This window comes from Streptomyces sp. NPDC057137, assembly GCF_042670825.1.
Lineage (GTDB): Bacteria > Actinomycetota > Actinomycetes > Streptomycetales > Streptomycetaceae > Streptomyces.
The window spans coordinates 1-18,247 of sequence record NZ_JBHUUW010000106.1; the positions used below are offsets into that span (position 1 = coordinate 1).

At 71.9% G+C, this 18,247-nt stretch carries 17 protein-coding genes and 1 riboswitch; of the genes, 8 read left to right on the forward strand and 9 right to left on the reverse strand.

The annotated features are described in order from the left end of the window. Window positions 1–91 precede the first annotated feature (91 nt). A complete protein-coding gene (locus ACFT9I_RS38475; RefSeq protein ID WP_382572235.1) occupies window positions 92–2,035 on the reverse strand; it encodes an anthranilate synthase family protein in 1,944 nt (647 codons plus the stop codon). A 293-nt stretch (window positions 2,036–2,328) separates the two neighbouring features. Between ACFT9I_RS38475 and ACFT9I_RS38480 the strand changes: the two genes are divergently transcribed. Both ACFT9I_RS38480 and ACFT9I_RS38485 read left to right on the forward strand, forming a co-directional pair. Beyond that, a complete protein-coding gene (locus tag ACFT9I_RS38480) occupies window positions 2,329–3,684 on the forward strand; it encodes a class II 3-deoxy-7-phosphoheptulonate synthase (RefSeq protein WP_382572236.1) in 1,356 nt (451 codons plus the stop codon). 179 nt (window positions 3,685–3,863) lie between these two features. Then, the gene (locus ACFT9I_RS38485) at window positions 3,864–4,181 is read left to right on the forward strand and encodes a bacterioferritin-associated ferredoxin (protein WP_382572237.1); all 318 of its coding nucleotides are present in this window, start codon (window positions 3,864–3,866) and stop codon (window positions 4,179–4,181) included. Between the two features lie 34 nt (window positions 4,182–4,215). Here ACFT9I_RS38485 and bfr read toward each other — a convergent pair whose 3' ends face one another. Further along, window positions 4,216–4,695, reverse strand: a complete 480-nt coding sequence (gene bfr, locus ACFT9I_RS38490) for a bacterioferritin (protein ID WP_382572238.1) — start codon at window positions 4,693–4,695, stop codon at window positions 4,216–4,218. 154 nt (window positions 4,696–4,849) lie between these two features. Here bfr and ACFT9I_RS38495 point away from each other — a divergent pair, with 154 nt between their 5' ends. Then, on the forward strand, window positions 4,850–5,482 hold the full coding sequence (locus ACFT9I_RS38495; protein WP_382572240.1) for a sulfite oxidase-like oxidoreductase: 633 nt from the start codon (window positions 4,850–4,852) through the stop codon (window positions 5,480–5,482). 22 nt (window positions 5,483–5,504) lie between these two features. On the opposite strand, the gene ACFT9I_RS38500 is transcribed toward ACFT9I_RS38495, so the two are convergent. The 5 genes from ACFT9I_RS38500 to thiO form a co-directional block, all read right to left on the reverse strand. Then, a complete protein-coding gene (locus ACFT9I_RS38500) occupies window positions 5,505–6,386 on the reverse strand; it encodes a deoxyribonuclease IV (RefSeq protein ID WP_382572242.1) in 882 nt (293 codons plus the stop codon). 3 nt (window positions 6,387–6,389) lie between these two features. Then, complete coding sequence (locus ACFT9I_RS38505) at window positions 6,390–8,588, reverse strand: PASTA domain-containing protein (RefSeq protein ID WP_382572243.1); 2,199 nt, start codon at window positions 8,586–8,588, stop codon at window positions 6,390–6,392. 131 nt (window positions 8,589–8,719) lie between these two features. Beyond that, window positions 8,720–9,514: a thiazole synthase gene (locus ACFT9I_RS38510; RefSeq protein ID WP_382572244.1), complete on the reverse strand. Its 795-nt coding sequence runs from the start codon at window positions 9,512–9,514 to the stop codon at window positions 8,720–8,722. 5 nt (window positions 9,515–9,519) lie between these two features. Further along, on the reverse strand, window positions 9,520–9,756 hold the full coding sequence (gene thiS, locus ACFT9I_RS38515; RefSeq protein ID WP_382572246.1) for a sulfur carrier protein ThiS: 237 nt from the start codon (window positions 9,754–9,756) through the stop codon (window positions 9,520–9,522). Continuing rightward, entirely contained in the window at window positions 9,753–10,958 is a 1,206-nt protein-coding gene (thiO, locus tag ACFT9I_RS38520; protein WP_382572247.1) for a glycine oxidase ThiO, read from the reverse strand. Before thiO ends, thiS begins: the two co-directional genes overlap by 4 nt. Then, window positions 10,955–11,069: riboswitch (TPP riboswitch) on the reverse strand. It overlaps the preceding gene by 4 nt. Window positions 11,070–11,233: 164 nt before the next feature. Between thiO and ACFT9I_RS38525 the strand changes: the two genes are divergently transcribed. The 5 genes from ACFT9I_RS38525 (at window position 11,234) to ACFT9I_RS38545 (ending at window position 15,700) form a co-directional block, all read left to right on the forward strand. After that, entirely contained in the window at window positions 11,234–12,397 is a 1,164-nt protein-coding gene (locus tag ACFT9I_RS38525) for an NAD(P)/FAD-dependent oxidoreductase (RefSeq protein ID WP_382572257.1), read from the forward strand. Window positions 12,398–12,443: 46 nt separating this feature from the next. Beyond that, window positions 12,444–12,809, forward strand: a complete 366-nt coding sequence (locus ACFT9I_RS38530; RefSeq protein ID WP_382572248.1) for an Rv2175c family DNA-binding protein — start codon at window positions 12,444–12,446, stop codon at window positions 12,807–12,809. A gap of 102 nt (window positions 12,810–12,911) precedes the next feature. Continuing rightward, window positions 12,912–13,580 carry a thiamine phosphate synthase gene (gene thiE / locus ACFT9I_RS38535; protein ID WP_382572249.1) on the forward strand — a complete coding sequence of 223 codons (669 nt, stop codon included), beginning with the start codon at window positions 12,912–12,914 and terminating at the stop codon, window positions 13,578–13,580. 155 nt (window positions 13,581–13,735) lie between these two features. Then, window positions 13,736–14,653, forward strand: coding sequence for a methylenetetrahydrofolate reductase [NAD(P)H] (metF, locus tag ACFT9I_RS38540; RefSeq protein ID WP_382572250.1), 918 nt, complete (start codon window positions 13,736–13,738; stop codon window positions 14,651–14,653). Window positions 14,654–14,704: 51 nt separating this feature from the next. Next, complete coding sequence (locus tag ACFT9I_RS38545; RefSeq protein WP_382572252.1) at window positions 14,705–15,700, forward strand: hypothetical protein; 996 nt, start codon at window positions 14,705–14,707, stop codon at window positions 15,698–15,700. Window positions 15,701–15,763: 63 nt separating this feature from the next. Here the strand turns inward: ACFT9I_RS38545 and ACFT9I_RS38550 are convergent, their stop codons facing one another. After that, window positions 15,764–17,308, reverse strand: a complete 1,545-nt coding sequence (locus tag ACFT9I_RS38550) for a phytoene desaturase family protein (RefSeq protein ID WP_382572253.1) — start codon at window positions 17,306–17,308, stop codon at window positions 15,764–15,766. Between the two features lie 96 nt (window positions 17,309–17,404). Continuing rightward, window positions 17,405–18,010 (reverse strand): DUF4126 domain-containing protein, encoded by a 606-nt coding sequence (locus ACFT9I_RS38555; protein ID WP_382572255.1) that lies wholly within the window; start codon window positions 18,008–18,010, stop codon window positions 17,405–17,407. Window positions 18,011–18,247 lie beyond the last annotated feature (237 nt).

The following is an 18,247-nucleotide window of genomic DNA, read 5'->3' on the forward strand; positions in this document are numbered from 1 at the left end:
CGGCATGGCTCCGCCATGCCTCCCTCCTCCGCCTTGCGATCCACGGCACCAGACCCCGCTCCCTGATCCGGCCTGATCGACAAGACACCCCCTAGACCTCCGGTACGCCCTCCCGCCGGCGCTCCGACCCGCTGCCGCGCGTCGCGCCCGCGACCAGAGCGGCGACGATCTCCGGGCCGCGCAGCGTCAGTACGGACTCCGGGTGGAACTGCACCCCGGCGAAGCCCGGTCCCCGCAGCGCGTGCACCTCACCCGCGCCGTCCCGGCTCACCTCGATCCCCCGCGCCCCCAGCTCCGCCGCCCGCGCGTCGTCGCAGCGGGCCGTGAAGCTGTTGTAGAAGCCGACGGTCTCCGTCCTGCCGAAGAGTTCGATCCGGGTCTGCGCGCCCTGGTACGGCAGCCGCTTGCGCGCCGTCCTGAGACCCAGCTCCGCCGCGATGAGTTCGTTGCCGAGGCACACGCCCAGCAGCCCGTCGCGGTGTTCACGCATCAGTACGGAGGTGAGCGCGCGCAGCGTCCGCATCCGGGGATCGTCGGCGTCCGACGGATCGCCCGGCCCCGGGCCGAGCACCACCGGCCCCCGGTGTGCGAGCACCGCCTCCTTACCGAGGCCCGGTTCGTCGTAGCGCCGTACCGTCACCTCCAGGCCGGCCGACCGCAGCAGGTGCGCGAGCATCGCCGTGAAGGTGTCCTCGCTGTCGATGACCAGCGCGTGGCCCGTCAGCGACGCCGACCGCTGCTGCATCTTCAGCCAGAACGGCGCCAGATGGGCGCGCCGCGAGTCCAGCGCGGCCCGGACCCGCGGGTCGTCGGCGAGCGCTTTCCGTACGGAGGCGCCGCCCGGCCGCCCGGCGCGCACACCCAGCGCCGTCAGTACCCCCGCGGCCTTGGCGTGGGTCTCGGCGACCTCGCCCGCCGGGTCGGAGTGCCGTACGAGCGTCGCCCCCACCGGCACCCGCAGCCCGCCGTCGGCGTCGATGTCGGCCGTCCGGATCAGGATGGGGGAGTCGAGCGTCTGCGCCCCGCCCGCGTCCCGGCCGACGAGGGCCAGCGCGCCCGCGTAGTAGCCGCGCCCGACACCGTCCCGCCCCGGCGGCTCGTACCGCGCGATGACGCGGCAGGCGTTCTGCACCGGCGATCCCGTGACGGTCGCCGCGAACATCGTCTCCCGCAGCACGTCGCGGACGTCGAGCGAGCTGCGCCCCCTCAACTCGTACTCCGTGTGCGCGAGATGGGCCATCTCCTTGAGCCGGGGGCCGATCACCACCCCGCCCATGTCACCGACGGTGCACATCATCTTGAGTTCCTCGTCGACGACCATCGACAGCTCGTCGGTCTCCTTGCGGTCGCCGAGGAATTCGAGCAGCGCCTCGGTGGTCGGCCCCTCGGGCGGATAGCGGAACGTGCCGCTGATGGGATTCATCACGACGGTGCCGCCGCTCATCCGCACATGCACCTCGGGGCTGGCCCCGACCAGGGTCCGCTCCCCGGTGTGCACCACATACGTCCAGTACGCGCCCCGCTCGCCGGCCAGCAGCCGCCGGAAGAGCGCGAGCGCGTCGGCGCGCCCGAAGCCGGGGATCCGGCCCTCGAAGGTCCGGCGGATGACGAAGTTGGCGCCCTCGCCGCGGCCGATCTCGTCCTCGACGACGCGCCGGACGATCTCCGCGTACCGCTCGTCGTCGATGTCGAAGGCGCCGTCCTCGACCCGGACCCGGTGTGCGGGGAGATGCGTGAGGACATCCGCGAGCGGCAGCTCGTACGTCTCGTCGGCGACCAGCACCGACAGGGGCGTGCCGTCGTCGTGCGCCTCGAAGCCGCGCTCCCGGATCTGCCGGAACGGCACGAGCGCGAGCGAGGGGCGCTCGTCGTCGGCCGGGATGTCGGCCAGCCGCGTCGCCTCGTGTACGTCGCCGACGAGCAGTTCCACCGTGTCGTGGTCCCGCCCCGGCGTCCGGCGGCGCAGCAGGGCGAACGGCGGGCAGTCGTCGTCGAGGAGCCTCGCCAGGAGCCTGCTGGTCTCTGTGTCGCGCATACGGGGTGTGTTCCTTCCGGAGGAGAGGGAGGAACGGCCCCGATTCCCGGTCCGTGCCGGCCGACAGGCCGGGAAACACGGAAGGCCGCCCCTCGGGCGGCCTTGCGATTCGGTGTTGCGCGCGTGAATCAGCGGACCGCCGGATGTGCGGTCCACCACCAAGCCTGGTTCAGCTGCGCCAACATGCCGCGGAGCATAACCGACATCGCCCGCCCGTGGGACGACCGCGGACGGCTGTCTCAGCCACTGAGAGAGGGCATGGACGGCTGCCGGGACCCCGTAATGTTGTCCGCGTGACCGTGAACGCTGACACCCGAGCACCCGCCGCACAGGCGACCTGGCGAGACCTCCCCGCGGCGCAGCAGCCCGAGTATCCCGATGCCGAGGCCCTGCGCGCCGCCGTCGCGGAGCTCGAAAGCTATCCGCCGCTCGTCTTCGCGGGTGAGTGCGACCAGATGCGCGCCCGGATGGGGGCCGTCGCCAAGGGCGAGGCGTTCCTGCTCCAGGGCGGCGACTGCGCCGAGGCCTTCGACGGCGTGTCCGCCGAGCAGATCCGCAGCAAGCTCAAGACCCTGCTCCAGATGGGCGCGGTCCTCACCTACGCGGCGTCGGTGCCGGTGGTGAAGGTGGGCAGGATCGCCGGCCAGTACTCGAAGCCGCGTTCCAAGCCCACCGAGACACGTGACGGTGTGACGCTGCCCACCTACCGCGGCGACTCCGTCAACGGCTTCGCCTTCACCGAGGAGGCCAGGACCCCGGACCCCGAGCGCCTGAAGCGGATGTACAACGCGTCCGCCGCGACGCTCAACCTGGTCCGTGCCTTCACCACCGGTGGCTACGCGGACCTGCGCCAGGTGCACGCCTGGAACCAGGACTTCGTGAAGTCGTCCCCGTCCGGGCAGCGTTACGAGCGGCTCGCCCGCGAGATCGACAACGCGCTGAACTTCATGAAGGCGGCGGGCACCGACCCGGCGGAGTTCCGTACGGTCGAGTTCTTCTCCTCGCACGAGGCGCTGCTCCTCGACTACGAGTCGGCGCTGACCCGCGTCGACTCGCGCACCGGCAAGCTGTACGACGTCTCCGGGCACATGGTCTGGATCGGCGAGCGCACCCGTCAACTCGACGGCGCGCACATCGAGTTCGCCTCGAAGATCGCCAACCCGATCGGCATCAAGCTCGGCCCGACGACGACGGTCGACGACGCGCTCAGCTACATCGACCGGCTCGACCCCGAGCGCGAGCCCGGCCGGCTGACCTTCATCGTCCGGATGGGCGCCGACAAGGTCAGGGACAAGCTCCCCGAGCTGGTCGAGAAGGTCACCGCGTCCGGCGCGACCGTCGCGTGGGTGACCGACCCGATGCACGGCAACACCTTCGAGGCGGCGTCCGGCCACAAGACCCGCCGGTTCGACGACGTGCTCGACGAGGTCAAGGGCTTCTTCGAGGTCCACAAGGGCCTCGGCACGCACCCGGGCGGCATCCATGTCGAACTGACCGGTGAGGACGTCACCGAGTGTGTGGGCGGCGGCGACGAGATCTTCGTCGACGACCTGCACCAGCGGTACGAGACGGCCTGCGACCCCCGGCTCAACCGCAGTCAGTCGCTCGACCTGGCCTTCCTGGTCGCGGAGATGTACCGGGCGCAGTAGGGCGTTGTCGTAACCGCGGCGGGGACGCGGAGCAGTACGCACGGTGGGGCGCGGATCGCGATGTGATCCGCGCCCCACCCACGTACGGGGGACTGTCGCGTGCACCGGAGGGCAGGTAAGGTTAGGTTTGCCTCACCGTTCGGAACGGGGCGGCGCCGGCCGAACGATCCCGCCTGGAGGTGAACCGCGTGTACGTCTGCTCATGCTTCGGCATCACCGAGAAGCAGGTCAGGGAACACGCGGAGGCGGGCGCGTGCACCCCCCGCCAGATCGCCTCGGCCTCGAAGGCAGGCACGGACTGCGGTTCGTGCGTACGCAGCATCCAGTCGATCCTCGGCCGTGGCGGCTGCCCGCGCCGTGAGCTGCTGGGGACGGCGGCCGTGGAGACCGCGACCGCGGAGACGGCGGTCGCGCAGTCGGCCGTCGTACAGGCGGCTGCCGCGCAGTCCGCCGCCGTACGGGCGGTGGCCACGTCCGTGGGCCGGGAAGCCGCCTGACGCACCGGCCCGCCGGGGTCCGCCGGCCGGGCCGTCAGCTGTCCGGCTGCTCGATCAGCTGGGCGATGTACAGCGGCTCACCGAGCTTCTCGACCAGGTCCAGCTGGGTGTCGAGATAGTCGATGTGGTGCTCCTCGTCCTTGAGGATCGACTCGAAGATCTTCGCGGAAGTGATGTCGCCCTTGGCGCGCATCACCTCGATGCCGCGCCGCAGCCGGTCGATCGCCTCCGCCTCGATCTGCCGGTCGGCGTTGAACATCTCGGTGACGGTCTGTCCCACACGTACATGGAAAAGCCGCTGATAATTCGGCAGACCGTCCAGGAAGAGAATCCGGTCGGTCAGGATCTCCGCGTGCTTCATTTCGTCGAACGACTCGGCCCGTGTGTACTTCGCGAGCTTCGTCCAACCGAAGTTCTCCTGCATTTTGGCATGCAGGAAGTACTGGTTGATCGCGGTCAATTCGGCGGTCAGCTGCTCATTGAGGAACTCGATGACCTCGGGGTCGCCCTGCATCGCAGAGGCTCCTTCCACACGGGGACTGGCCAGGATGCGCGCATCCTCGCACCGTGCCAGAAGGGCGTCCAGTAAGGCCCTACTTAGTAGCAGTTGCCGGAATCGGGCCGTACCTGGTCATGACCACCCTTCGCGGTCTGTCACCATGGAAGGCATGGGTCAGCCGGAAAGCCGGGAAGAGCGGGAGTCGGCGCAGTCCGGGCTCCCACCGGGGCAGCGGCTCCAACGGGGCTGGCCGGTCACCCATTACGGGCCGGTGCCCAAGTTCAAGCCGGACCGCTGGGAGTTCCGGGTCTTCGGCGCCACGGCCGACGGCGACAAGCGCTGCTGGAATCACGAGGAGTTCTCGGCGCTGCCGTTCTCGACAGTCGTCGCCGATCTGCATTGCGTGACAAAATTCAGCATGCTCGGGGCCGAATGGGGCGGCGTACTCGCCCGTACGCTCCTGGAACTGGCTCCGCCGGCGCCGAGCGTCACCCATGTCATGGTCTGGGCCGAGTACGGATACAGCGCCAATATCCGGCTGGACGACTTCACATCGGAACGGTCCATCTTCGCCACGCACAAAGGCGGCGAACTCCTCACCGCCGAACATGGATTTCCGCTGCGGCTCGTCGTGCCACATCTGTACGCGTGGAAGGGCCCGAAATGGGTCCGGGGCGTGGAATACATGACCGCCGACCGCCGCGGCTTCTGGGAGGAGCGCGGCTATCACAACATCGGCGACCCCTGGGGCGAGCAGCGCTACTCGTACCAGGAAGGGCCCGGAGACGGCCCGGAGCTGTAGTCCGCCCCTGTCTCGGCCGGTCTCAGGCCCGTCCGTCCTCGCGCAGCTTCTTCAGCAGGGCCACATCCGCCGCGTGCCCCTCCTTGCCACCGGGCGTCTCGATCACCAGCGGCACCCCCTCGGTCGCCGGATGCGAGAACAGCGCCCGGAACGGCGCCTCGCCGATATGACCCGCGCCGACGTTCACATGCCGGTCCTTACGGGCGCCCGACACGTCCTTGGAGTCGTTGGCGTGGATCAGCCTCAGCCTCCCCGGACCCACCGTCCCCACCAGCTTGTCCAGCGTCCGGTGCGTCCCGCCGGGTGCGGCCAGATCGTGGCCCGCCGCGAAGATGTGGCACGTGTCCAGGCAGATGCCGAGCTTGGGATGCGAGTCCAGCGCGTCGAAGTACGGACCGAAGTCCTCGGCGAGCGAGCAGAGCGAGGAGCCCTGGCCCGCGGTCGACTCCAGCAGCAGATACGGGTCGTCGTCGTGCGTCAGCTCGTCGAGGAGCGGCAGCATCCGCTCCCGTACCTGCGCCAGCGCCACCTCGCGCGGCCGCCCGCCGGTCGCCGAACCGGTGTGCACGACGACACCCGGGGCGCCGATCTCCCGGCCCCGGCGGAGACTGTGCCGCAGCGAGTCCACGGACCGCTCGGCCGTCTCCGGTGTGTGGGAGCCGAAGTTGATCAGATACGGGGCGTGGATGTACGCCGACAGCCCCTCGGCGGCGCACTCCGTACGGAACTGCTCGTCCTGCGCCGGATTCCCGGCGGGTGTCGCCCAGCCACGTGGATTGGCGACGAAGACCTGGACGGTCTCGGCGCCGATGTCACGCGCCCAGGCCAGCCCCACCCGGGCGAGGCCGCCCGCCACCGGAACATGGCCGCCGACGGGATTGCGCGGGCGGTCGGGGAGCGTCAAGCCTCAGATTCCCTTGGTCGTGATGGTGATGGTGCTGCCCTCGGCGGCCTTCTCGCCGCCGTCGACGGACTGCTTCGACACGGTGTCGTCCAGGAACGGGAAGCTCCGGTCGACCTCCACCTCGAAGCCCGCCTCCGTCAGCTGGGTCCTGGCGTCGTCTATCGACTTCCCCGTGACGTCCGGGACGGCGATCATCCGCGGGCCCTTGGAGATGGTCAGCGTGACGGTGTCGCCCCGGGCGAGCTTGCTGCCCTCCTTCGCCGACTGTTCGGCCACCGCTCCGGCGTCCTCCGGGGAGTTGACCCGCTCGGCCGCGATCTTCACGTCGAGTCCCGCGTCCTCGAGCGAGGCGGTCGCCTCCTCCTCGGACTGACCGGTCACGTCAGGCATGTGGACCGGCCTGCCCTTGCTGACGACCAGCGCCACTCCGGCGTCGGGCCGCAGCTCCGTGCCCGCCTTCGGCTGGGAGCGGATGACGGCGCCCTGGTCGGTCTCCTCGTCGAAGGACCGGGTGATGACCCCGGGCGCGAGGCCGGCCTTCCTCAGGGCGTCCTTGGCGTCGGCCAGCGACTTACCGGCCAGGTCGGGGACCCGCACGATCTCCGGGCCGCGTGAGATGACGAGGGTCACCGAACCGTTGCCCCGTATCCGCGAGCGGGGCTCGGGGTCGGTGCGCATGACCGTGCCGCGCTCGAACGTCTCGCTGAAGTCGTGTCCCACCTTCGCGTCCAGGCCGGCGTCGCCCAGGCGCTTCTTCGCGACCTGCTCGGTCTGCCCGAGGAGCGAGGGGACGCGGGTGAACTGCCCCGAGTTGATGTACCAGACACCGACGCCCACACCGAGCACCAGCAGCGCGGCCACCACGATCGTGAGAACGCCTCTGCGGGGTCGGTGGCCGCCGCGCCCGCCGCGGCGGCGCGCCGGCGGCTGATGGGGCGGCGCGGGCGGTCCCGGCGGCGGCATCGTGAGCCGGCTGGTGCGGCGGACGCCGTCTCCCGAGGAGGCGGCCGACGAGCCGGGCGTATCGGACCCGTCGGACGCCGCGTGGGGGCGGACGCGGCGCGGAATCACGCTCGTACGGTCGTCGGAGCCGTCGCCGAGACTGCTGGCGGAAGCGCTGTCGGAGGCGTCGTGCGAGGCGACGGAGGCGAGAGAGGCGTTACGGGAGCGCCCGGCCCCGCTGTCGGCGGTGCCGCCGTGGCTGTCCTGGGACGGCTCCGACGCGGTGCCGACGCCCGTGCCGCCGGAGGCTCCCGCGCCGTTCGTGCCGGGAGCGCGGTCCTGCGGCCCGGCGTCGGCCGGCGCGGTCCTCGTCGAGGCCGTCGTGGCCTGCGGCGGCACCGCGTCCAGCTGCGCGTCGTCGAGCGCCGCGCGCGTCCGACGGGTCAGCGCGAGGAGCGCCACCGCGTCCTCGGGGCGGATCTCCGGATTGCGGGCGGTGGCCGCCGCGACCAGCTCGTCCAGGTCGATCGCCATCCCGGGCACCGCGGCGGACGGCGCGGGCACGTCTTCGTTCAGATGGAGGTAGAGCACCTGCGCGGGGGTGTCGCCGCCGTGCGGCTTGGCGCCGGTCAGCATCTCGTGCAGGACGACACCGCACGCGTACACGTCGACGCGGGTGTCGGACGTGCCGTACTCGATCTGCTCCGGTGCCAGATACGAGACCGTGCCGAGGATCGTGCCCGTGGTGTTCGTGACCGAGCCGACGGCCCGTACGAGACCGAAGTCGGCGACCTTCACCCGGCCGTCGTCCCCTATCAGCACGTTCTCCGGCTTGATGTCCCGGTGGATGAAACCGGCCCGGTGGGCCGCGCCCAGCGCGGCCAGCATCGGCTCCAGGATGTCGAGCGCGGCACGCGGCTGGAGAGCGCCCCGCTCGCGCAGGACGTCCCGCAGCGTGCAGCCCTCGACGTACTCCATCGCCAGATAGACGTACGCGCCCTCGGCGCCCTGGTCGAAGACCCCGACCACGTTCGGATGCGCCAGCCGCGCCACGGACTTGGCCTCGCGGATGAAGCGCTCCACGAAGACGGCGTCGGTCGCCAGGGCCGGGTGCATCACCTTCAGGGCCAGGACCCGGTCCAGCCGGGTGTCGACGGCCCGGTAGACCGTCGCCATGCCGCCGACGGCGATGCGCGCGTCGACGCGGTAACGGCCGTCGAGCACTTGCCCGACGAGAGGGTCCTTGAGCGTCGTATCCACCCGGCCGAGTCTACGAGCCGCCACCGACACTCCCGCAGCCCCGGGTCAGGCCTGACACGCCACTGGGGCCGTCTTGTGACAGCACGCACACCACATCGCGGCAAACGGCCGCCGGCCCCCTGAGACCGCCGTCAGAACGCCGGCCGCTCCGGGTCCAGCCGCGCCAGCCCCTCCGTAGGAGACGAGGCTTCGGCGAAGTGCCGGCGCGGGATGCGGCCCGCGCGGTGGGCCAGCCGGCCCGCCTCGACCGCGTGCCGCATCGCCTCGGCCATCAGGACGGGCTCCTGCGCGCGGGTGACCGCCGACGCCAGCATGACGGCCGCGCAGCCCAGCTCCATGGCGAGCGCGGCGTCCGACGCCGTACCGGCCCCGGCGTCCAGGATGACCGGCACGCGCGCGTGCTCGGTGATCAGCTGGAAGTTGTGCGGGTTACGGATGCCCAGACCCGACCCGATCGGGGAGCCGAGCGGCATGATCGCCGCGCAGCCCACGTCCTCCAGCTTCCTGGCGAGCACCGGATCGTCGTTCGTGTACGGCAGGACGGTGAAGCCGTCGTCCACCAACGTCTCGGCGGCGTCGAGCAGTTCGATCGGGTCCGGCAGCAACGTCCGTTCGTCGGCCACCACTTCGAGCTTGATCCAGTCGGTGCCCAGCGCCTCCCGCGCGAGACGGGCGGTGAGGACAGCCTCGCCCGCGGTGAAGCAGCCCGCCGTGTTCGGCAGGACCCGGATGCCCAGCCGGTCGAGCACGGACAGGACGGAGCCGTGCACGGTGGGGTCCAGCCGGCGCATGGCGACGGTGGTGAGTTCGGTGCCCGACGCGATCAGGGACCGTTCCAGTACGTCGAGGCTGGGCGCGCCGCCCGTACCCATGATGAGGCGGGAGTCGAGGACGGAGTCGCCGATGACGAGCCGGTCGTCGGACATCGGGCTCAGCCTCCTTGGACGGCGGTGAGGACTTCGACGCGGTCGCCGTCGGACAGGGTGGTGGCCGACCAGCGCCCGCGCGGGACGACGGTCTCGTTGAGCGCGGCGGCGACGCCCGACGGGGCGGGCGTGAGGGTCGCGACGAGGACGTCGAGGGTGACGGGGCCGGCGAGGACCCGGGCCTCACCGTTCACCGAGACGGTCACGGATCCCCGCGCGGACGAATGCGTGGTGTCGGTCATGCGTGCTGCTCCTGACCTACGGAGACGGCGGGGGAGAAGCCCGGCGAGGAGCCGGGCGCGAAGCCGGGGGAGAAGCGGCCCGGTGTGAAGGGCCGCGCGTCGTCGGGCAGTTCGCCCGTCGTGAGCACGGTCGCCATCACCTGACCGGTGACGGGCGTCAGAAGCACCCCGTTGCGGTGGTGCCCGGTCGCCAGATGAAGCCCCGGCAGGGCGGTCGGCCCGAGCAGCGGGGCGTTGTCCGGCGAGGTCGGCCGCAGCCCGGCACGGGTCTCGGTGAGCGGCAGTTCGGTGATGCCGGGAAGGAGTTCGTGGGCGTCGCGCAGCAGTTCGTACACCCCGCCCGCCGTCACCGTCGTGTCCCAGCCGAGTTCCTCGCTCGTGGCGCCCACGACCAGCTCGCCGTTCTCGCGCGGCACCAGATAGATGTGGCTGCCGCGGACCTCGGCCCGCAGCGTCCTGGACAGGAACGGCGCGTACGGGCGTGGCACCGTCAGCCGCAGAACCTGGCCCTTCACGGGGCGTACCGGTGGCAGGACGTCGTCCGGCACGCCCGCGAGCTGCCCGCTGAGGCTGCCCCCGGCGATGACGACCTGGTCGGCGCCGAGTTCGGCGCCGCCGCCGACGGCGACCCCGGCGGCCCGGTCCCGGACCACCCGCAGACGCTCGGCCCAGGCCCGGTGGAAGACCACCCCCGCCCGCTCACAGGCCGTCACCAGGGCGGCCGCGAGCCGGCGCGGGTCGATCTGATGGTCGCCGTCGACCCGCAGACCCCCGCGCACCCCCGGGGCGAGCATCGGCTCCAGCCGCCGGCACTCGCGGCCGGTGAGCCACTCCGACTCCAGACCCGACCTCCTTTGGAGGGCATGGAGTTCACGCAGCTGCGCCCGGTCGTCGGTGTCGAGGGCGACCGCGAGCGTGCCGCAGACGCGGTAGCCGGTGTCCTGGCCGGAGACCGACTCCAACTCGGCGACGAAGTCGGGGTAGAGCCCCGCGGAGGCGATGTTCAGCCCCAGCAGGGTCTGTTCGCCGTGGTCGAGTTCGCTGACGGCGGCGAGCATTCCGGCGGCGACCTGCGCGGCGCCGCCGCCCGGCTCCGGATCGACGACGGTGACGCCGAGTCCGCGCTGCGCCGCCCGCCAGGCGGTGACGAGGCCGATGATCCCGCCCCCGACGACGAGGACGTCGGTATGAGATGACCGCATGGGCGTCCAGCTCCTCCCTTCGCCGGCATGACCCGGATCAGGTTCGTACGGTCGGAGGCCGTGTCAGCCTCCCTCTCAGCCCGCTGCGTGCGGGCTCCCGCGAGGTGTGAAGTCTCTTGTTCGCTACTGCCGATAAGTGCTTCGGGAGTCAGCGTAACCCCCTGTCCCCGCGCCCTGTAAGGGAGTCGTCGTCCCGGCCGGGTCCTTAAGGTGATCGGGTGAGCGAGCAGCGGAAGCAGACGGACGAGCGGCGCACCGTCGTCGTCGGCGCGGGTATGGCGGGTGTGCAGACCGCCGTGGCACTGCGCGAACTGGGCCACGACGGCCCCGTCACCCTCATCGGCGCCGAGCGGCACCAGCCCTACGACCGGCCCCCGCTCTCGAAGGCCGTCCTCCTGGGGACGGCGGAGAGTTCGGCCTTCGACGTGGACTTCGAAGCGCTCTCCGTGGAACTGCGGCTGGGTCTCGAAGTGACCGGTGTGCGTCCCGGGGACCGGGAGTTGGACACGGAGGCGGGGCCGGTTCCGTACGACGTGCTCGTCATCGCCACCGGCGCCGAGCCGATCACACTGCCGGGCGCCGAGGGCGTGCCCGGTGTCCATCTGCTGCGCACCCTGGACGACGCGGCGCGGCTGCGCCCCGTCCTGGACCGCGGGCGGCACATCGTCGTGGTCGGCGCGGGCTGGATCGGCGCCGAGTTCACCACCGCGGCCAGGGAGGCCGACTGCGCGGTGACCGTCGTCGAGGCCGCGGGCCGTCCCCTCGCCGGCGCCCTGCCCGCCGAGGTCGCCACTCCGATGGCGCACTGGTACGCGGAGAGCGGCGCCGAACTCCTCACCCACGCGCGCGTGGCAGCCGTGGAACCCGGCACGGTGGTCCTCGCCGACGGCCGCGAGCTGGCGGCGGACGCGGTGGTCGTGGGCATCGGCGCCAGACCCGCCACGGCCTGGCTGGCGGGCTCCGGCATCGTGACGGGCCCCGAGGGCGCCGTCACGGCCGACGACCGGCTGCGCGCCTCACAGCCCGGCGTGTACGCGGTCGGGGACTGTGCCTCGTTCCCCTCGGCCCGCTACGGCGAGCGGCTGATGGTGCACCACTGGGACAACGCGCTCCAGGGGCCACGTACGGTCGCCGCCGACATCGTCGGGGAGTCGCACGAGCCGTACGACCCGGTCCCGTACTTCTGGTCCGAGCAGTTCGGCCGCTTCGTGCAGTACGCGGGCCATCACGCGCGGGCCGACACCCTGCTGTGGCGCGGCGACCCGGCGAGCGCCGCCTGGTCGGTCCTCTGGCTGCGTGACGGGGCGCTGGTGGCGCTGCTGGCCGTCGGCAGGCCGCGCGATCTGGCGCAGGGCCGCAAGCTCGTCGCGTCGGGCGCCCGGATCGACACGGAGCGTGCCGCCGACCCCGCCGTACCGCTCAAACTGACGGCCCTCTGACCCGGCTCGGCTTCCGACTGTCAGTCCGGGATGGCAGGCTTGTCCTGTGACTGAGATTGACGCAAAGATCGATGCTCTCGTCCCTGCCTGGCTCCACCTGCCCGATATCGCCGAAATGCTCGATATCGAGGTGACGCGTGTACGCCAGCTCGTCAAGGAAGGCACGCTGATCGCCGTGCGCCGCGGTGAGAACCGCGCGCTCCAGGTGCCGGCCGCCTTCATCGACGGCGACAAGGTGGTCAAGGGCCTCGCGGGGACCCTGACGCTCCTGAGGGACGACAGCTTCACCGACGAAGAGATGCTCGAGTGGCTCTTCACTCCCGACCCGTCCCTGCCGGGCACGCCCGCGCAGGCCCTCAGCGAGAATCGCGGTACGGAGGTGAAGCGCCGCGCACAGGCGCTCGCCGTCTGAGCCCTGTCCGGCCGTGGGCGGGGCGGGGCCCCGGGCGCGCACCGCCGGGCCCCACCCCCAGATACGACAGATACCGATCTCGATCCGACGGGGGAGACCCGCATGCCCGCAGCGCCCGGTGCGCCCAGCGCACTCGATCTGCTGTCCGACGCCCGGCTCTATCTGTGCACGGACGCGCGGAAGCGGCAGGGGGATCTCCCCGAGTTCCTGGACGCCGTCCTCACCTCCGGTGTGGACATCGTGCAGCTGCGTGACAAGGGCATGGAGGCGGCCGAGGAGCTGGAGCACCTCCAGGTCTTCGCCGACGCCTGCCGGCGCCACGGCAAGCTCCTCGCCGTGAACGACCGGGCCGACGTGGCGCACGCCATCGGCGCGGACGTGCTGCACCTGGGCCAGGGCGACCTGCCCGTCTCCGCCGCCCGCGCCATCCTCGGTACGGACCTGCTGATCGGCCGCTCCACACACTCCGAGGCCGAGGCGATGGCGGCGGCCGGCGAGCCCGGCGTGGACTACTTCTGCACCGGGCCCTGCTGGCCCACCCCCACCAAGCCCGGCCGGCCCGCCCCGGGCCTCGACCTCGTGCGGTACGCCGCGTCGCTGGCCACCCGGCGCCCGTGGTTCGCGATCGGCGGGATCGACGCGGGCAACCTCGACGAGGTGCTGGACGCCGGGGCCCGCCGGGTCGTGGTCGTCCGGGCCCTCACGGAGGCGGACGATCCGGCCACGGCGGCCGCCGGCCTCGCGAAGCGTGTCCGCGACCGGGTCGCCTGACGTCCCGGGCGTCCTCGCCGGCCCCGGCCGGAGTCCGTACCGCATGTCCGTACCGCATGTCCGTACCGCCCGAAGGATGGGCGGGGATGGTGTGAAACGGACAAAATCTCTTGCTCTGGTTGGGTGATCGCCACACCCCTCGATAACCTTTCGGTATGGCCCTCGGAGCAGCTTCGATCAGGACGGATCACGCCCGTACGGTGCGTGACCTGCTCGCGACCGGCGAGTTGTCGTATTCGTTCGAATTCTGGGCGCCCAAGACGGCGAAGGGCGAGCGGAACCTCTGGAACGCGCTGCGCCGGATCGAGGCCGTCGCCCCGAACTTCGTCTCGGTGACCTACGGCGCGGGCGGCTCCACCCGCGCGGGCACGGTCAAGGCGACCCAGCGCATCGCCTCCGACACCACGCTCGTCCCGGTCGCCCACCTCACCGCCGTGGACCACTCGGTGGCCCAGCTGCGCAACATGATCGGCCAGTACGCGGATGCCGGGATCAGGAACATCCTCGCCGTGCGCGGCGACCCGCCCGGCGACCCGAGGGGCGAGTGGGTCAAGCACCCCGAGGGCGTGGAGTACGCGGCCGATCTGGTCCGGCTGATCAAGGAGTCCGGCGACTTCTGCGTCGGCGTCGCGGCCTTCCCCGAGATGCACCCGCGCTCCACCGAATGGGAGAGCGACGTCCGGCACTTCGTGGCCAAGTGCCGCGCGGGCGCCGACTACGCGATCACCCAGATGTTCTTCGACCCCGAGGACTATCTGCGGCTGCGCGACAAGGTGTCGGCCGCCGGCTGCGACACTCCGATCATCCCGGAGATCATGCCGATCACGAACGTCCGGCAGCTGGAGCGCTTCTCGCAGCTCAGCAACGCGGTCCTGCCCCCGGCGCTGAAAGAACGGATCCTCTCCGTCAAGGACGATCCCGCCGCTGTACGCTCCATCGGTATCGAGTACGCGACGGAGTTCTGCGCGACGCTGCGCGCGGAGGGTGTCCCCGGACTCCACTTCATTACACTCAACAACTCCACGGCGACGCTCGAAATTTACAAGAATCTCGGACTGCACGAGCAGTCGTGACCGGTCGTACCCGCCCCGCGCCGGGGCGGTGACCGCAGGAGAGGGGCGGGCATGGGCTGGACGGTCCTCTACATCGCGTTCGGCATCGTCGCGCTGTGGCTGCTGGGCGAAGTACTCCTCCAGTACAAGGCGCGGCTCCGTTGGCGACTTCTCGCCTTCACGGGTTTCGTCGGCGTGGTGCTGGGTGTCCTGCTCGCCTCCGTCCTGGTCATCGCGGTCGGCGCGATCGCGTTCGCGGTCGGCCAGACCTATGTGACGCTGTCGTTCCGGCGCGGCTTCTCCACCGGCTGGGCGATCGGCGGCAGCCCCGGCGCGAGCCGCCGCCGCAGGGCCGGCGCCGGTGAGGCCGAGACACGCGAACCGAGCCTGGAAGTCTCGGACTTGGAGTACCAGCCCGTCGCGGCCGTTCCCGAGGACCTCGCGGGTCCTGTCCCCGACGAGCCCCCGTACGCCGCGTCCGTCTACGAGCCGGAGCCGATGCCCGACGAGACCGGGCAGTACGGCGTGTACAGCGACGCCGCCTACCAGGCGACCCAGTACGGCAACTACGACCCGTACGCCGGTTACGACACATCCACGGGCCAGGACTCCTACGCCGGCCAGGGCCAAGGCCAGGACCAGCACGCGTACGGCGCGACCGACGCCTACGGTGCCACGGACCCCTACGCGAGCCAGGGCCAGGACGTGTACGGCGCGCAGGACGGCTACGCCGGTCAGCAGGACGCGTACGCGGGCCAGGGCGGCCAGTACGACTACGGCACCGGCCAGCAGCAGTACGCCGCCTACACCGACCCGTACAGCGGCGCGACCACCGACGGCGACTCCTACGGCTCGTACGACAGTTACGGCGGCCAGCAGCAGTACGCGGACCCCTACGCCGACCCGAACGGTCAGACCGGCCAGCCGGTGTACGGCGCGGACACGCCCCCCGGCGGCGTCTGGGTCCCGCAGCAGCGCGAGGGCGAGAACGTCCCCCCGATGCCGCAGCAGGAGCCCCGGAGCTACGGCTACGACCCCAACCAGGACGAGCAGCAGTACCGCTACTGACCGCTCCTGACGGTCGCTCAACTCCCGCCATGTGTTCGCGAGTTCACCCGGCCGCGCCGTGGCTCAGCGCGAGCCGCGGAAGTCCGCCCCCTCGACGATCAGCCCGGCGACCAGCGCCCCGGACATCCCCGCGTGCGCCAGCCCACCGCCCGGGTGCGCCTCGCCGCCGACGAGATGGAGACCGGGCAGCCGCGTGGTGTTCGCCGGACGCAGCAGCCGGCCACCGGCGCCCGCCAGCGACGGCGCGGGCACCGAACCGCCCCGCGCCCCGGTCGTGGCCGCCGTGTCGGCCGGCGTACGGATCTCCCGCCGGCACAGCCGCTCCCGCAGCTCGGGCACGGCGGCGCAGGCCGCCTCCACCAGCACATCGGCGTAGCGCTCACGCAGCCCGGCGTCCGTCCAGTCCACCGGGCCGTGCGGTGCGACGGTCGCCGTGAGGGTGACCGCCTCGTGCCCGTCGTCCGGACGCGTCGTCGGGTCGTCGGGCCGCAGCACCGTGACCGTGGGCCGCTCCGCCGTCCGCCCCGAGAACACGGCGCCGGCCTCGTCGCCCCGGGCGGGGGAGTGGACCACCGTACGGTGCGCCGTGCCGTCCGGCCTGCCGCCACGGAGGGCCAGCAACACTGTGAACCTGCCCGGGACCGACGGCGTCCCGACACCCGCGCCCCCGCCCCCGCCCCTGGGCCGTACGTCGCCGTCCCGCCACAGTTCCTCGCCCACCAGGGCGGCGGGAGCCGTGCCCGCCACCACGTGGTCCGCCTCGACGACCGTGGCGGCGCCGACGGACGGCCCCGGCGCCAGCTCGACACCGGCCGCGCGGCCGTCCTTCTCGACGATCCGGGTCACATCGGCGTGGAAGACGAACTCCACCCTGCGCGCCAGGCACCGCTCGTACACCGCGTGCGCCAGCGCCCGCATCCCGCCCTGTACGTACCAGCTGCCGAAGGTCTGCTCCATGTACGGCAGCAGCGCGGCGCCCGCCGGGGTGTGCCGCGGATCGAGTCCGTACGACAGGGCGTACCCCTCGAACAGCGCGGCCAGCCGAGGATCGCCCAGCTCCTGGGCCCCCACCTCGGCGACGGTGCCCGCCAGCCGGGGCCCGCGCAGCAGCCTCCGCTGCCGCACGGCCGGATACGGATCGCGCCCCAGCACCTGCCAGTCGTCGCGCAGCGGCTCCTCCAACAGAGGCCGCCGCGACCGGTCCCAGGCGTCCCGCGCCCGGCCGAGGAAGTCGCCCCACCGCTCGCCCGCGCCGCCGCCGAGCGCGGCGTCCAGGGCCGCGACGACACCGGCGCGCGACGCGTTGGGCAGGGACACGTCGGTGCCGTCGGGGAAGACATGCCGGCTCGCCGGGTCGACCTGGGTCATCCGCACGCACTCTTCGAGCGGCTTCTTGCCGGTCTTGACGAACAGATCCCGGTAGACGGCGGGCAGATGCAGCAGCGTGGGCCCCGTGTCGTACGCGAACCCGTCCCGCTCGAACCGGCCGAGGGCGCCGCCGTACGTCGCCGAGCGTTCGTACACCGTCACCCGGTGCCCCGCCACGGCCAGCCGGGCAGCCGCCGCCATCGCGCCCATCCCGGCGCCGATCACCGCAATCCGTGCCATGGAAATGGACCTTAGCGGCCGCTTTTCCGGGTGCCGCGCCCGGGAGGCCCGACCGGGAAGAACCCGACCGGGCAGAGCCGGGCCGAAGGCGTCCCGTCAGTCCGGCCACGTCGCGGCGACGCGCCGCCTCGCGCGTCTCTCCGCCTTGCGCCGCCGGAAGTTCCGGATCTTCGAGGCCAGGAACAGGATGATCACGATGCCGAGCAGCAGGAGGCCGCCCGCGACGATCGCCGCCGCGAGCGGGTGGAAGATCGCGAAGGTGATGATCCCGGCGACGCCCAGGTCCTCCGCGGTGCTCACGGCGATGTTGCTGAAGGGCTCCGGTGAGGTGTTGACCGCCATCCTCGTGCCGGCCTTCACCAGATGGCTCAGCAGGGCGGTCGATCCGCCGACCGCGCCCGCCGCGATCTCCGGGAGCGAACCGCTCTGCCCGGCGAGCAGCGCGGCGACCACCGCGCCCGACACCGGTCGGATCACCGTGTGCGCGGAGTCCCAGATCGAGTCGACGTACGGGATCTTGTCCGCGACCGCCTCGCAGACGAAGAGCACGCCGACGACGACCAGTACGTCGGTGCGCTGAAGCGACTCGGGGACCTCGTCGGTCACCCCGGTCGCGCCGAAGACGCCGAACAGCAGGATCACCGCGTAGGCGTTGATGCCGCTGGCCCAGCCACTGGTGAAGACAAGGGGGAGTACGGACACGGACGCGATCGTAGCCAGAGCCTGGGCCGGACGGGTGAGGTCCGCAACGGGGTCCTGAGTATCCGTACCTAGTACGTGAGATGAGTAGAGACGCGGATAGGCCCTCACCTGCGGAGACGGAAGAGTGAGGGGCACGGGAGGGGCGCGACGCCGAAACCGCCGGCACGGGGCGGCGGAGCGGCGTGGCACCCCGACCGCTACGGGGTGGGCCGTGCGCCGCTCCGGTCGGGCCTGGAG

What these genes read in the sequence shown, in the direction of transcription:
- ACFT9I_RS38475 (WP_382572235.1), bottom strand. Translation starts at nt 2,035, where the DNA reads ATGCGCGACACAGAGACCAGCAGGCTCCTGGCGAGGCTCCTCGACGAC.
- bfr (WP_382572238.1), bottom strand. Translation starts at nt 4,695, where the DNA reads ATGCAGGGCGACCCCGAGGTCATCGAGTTCCTCAATGAGCAGCTGACC.
- ACFT9I_RS38495 (WP_382572240.1), top strand. Translation starts at nt 4,850, where the DNA reads ATGGGTCAGCCGGAAAGCCGGGAAGAGCGGGAGTCGGCGCAGTCCGGG.
- ACFT9I_RS38510 (WP_382572244.1), bottom strand. Translation starts at nt 9,514, where the DNA reads ATGTCCGACGACCGGCTCGTCATCGGCGACTCCGTCCTCGACTCCCGC.
- thiS (WP_382572246.1), bottom strand. Translation starts at nt 9,756, where the DNA reads ATGACCGACACCACGCATTCGTCCGCGCGGGGATCCGTGACCGTCTCG.
- thiO (WP_382572247.1), bottom strand. Translation starts at nt 10,958, where the DNA reads ATGCGGTCATCTCATACCGACGTCCTCGTCGTCGGGGGCGGGATCATC.
- ACFT9I_RS38525 (WP_382572257.1), top strand. Translation starts at nt 11,234, where the DNA reads ATGGCGGGTGTGCAGACCGCCGTGGCACTGCGCGAACTGGGCCACGAC.
- thiE (WP_382572249.1), top strand. Translation starts at nt 12,912, where the DNA reads ATGCCCGCAGCGCCCGGTGCGCCCAGCGCACTCGATCTGCTGTCCGAC.
- metF (WP_382572250.1), top strand. Translation starts at nt 13,736, where the DNA reads ATGGCCCTCGGAGCAGCTTCGATCAGGACGGATCACGCCCGTACGGTG.
- ACFT9I_RS38545 (WP_382572252.1), top strand. Translation starts at nt 14,705, where the DNA reads ATGGGCTGGACGGTCCTCTACATCGCGTTCGGCATCGTCGCGCTGTGG.
- ACFT9I_RS38550 (WP_382572253.1), bottom strand. Translation starts at nt 17,308, where the DNA reads ATGGCACGGATTGCGGTGATCGGCGCCGGGATGGGCGCGATGGCGGCG.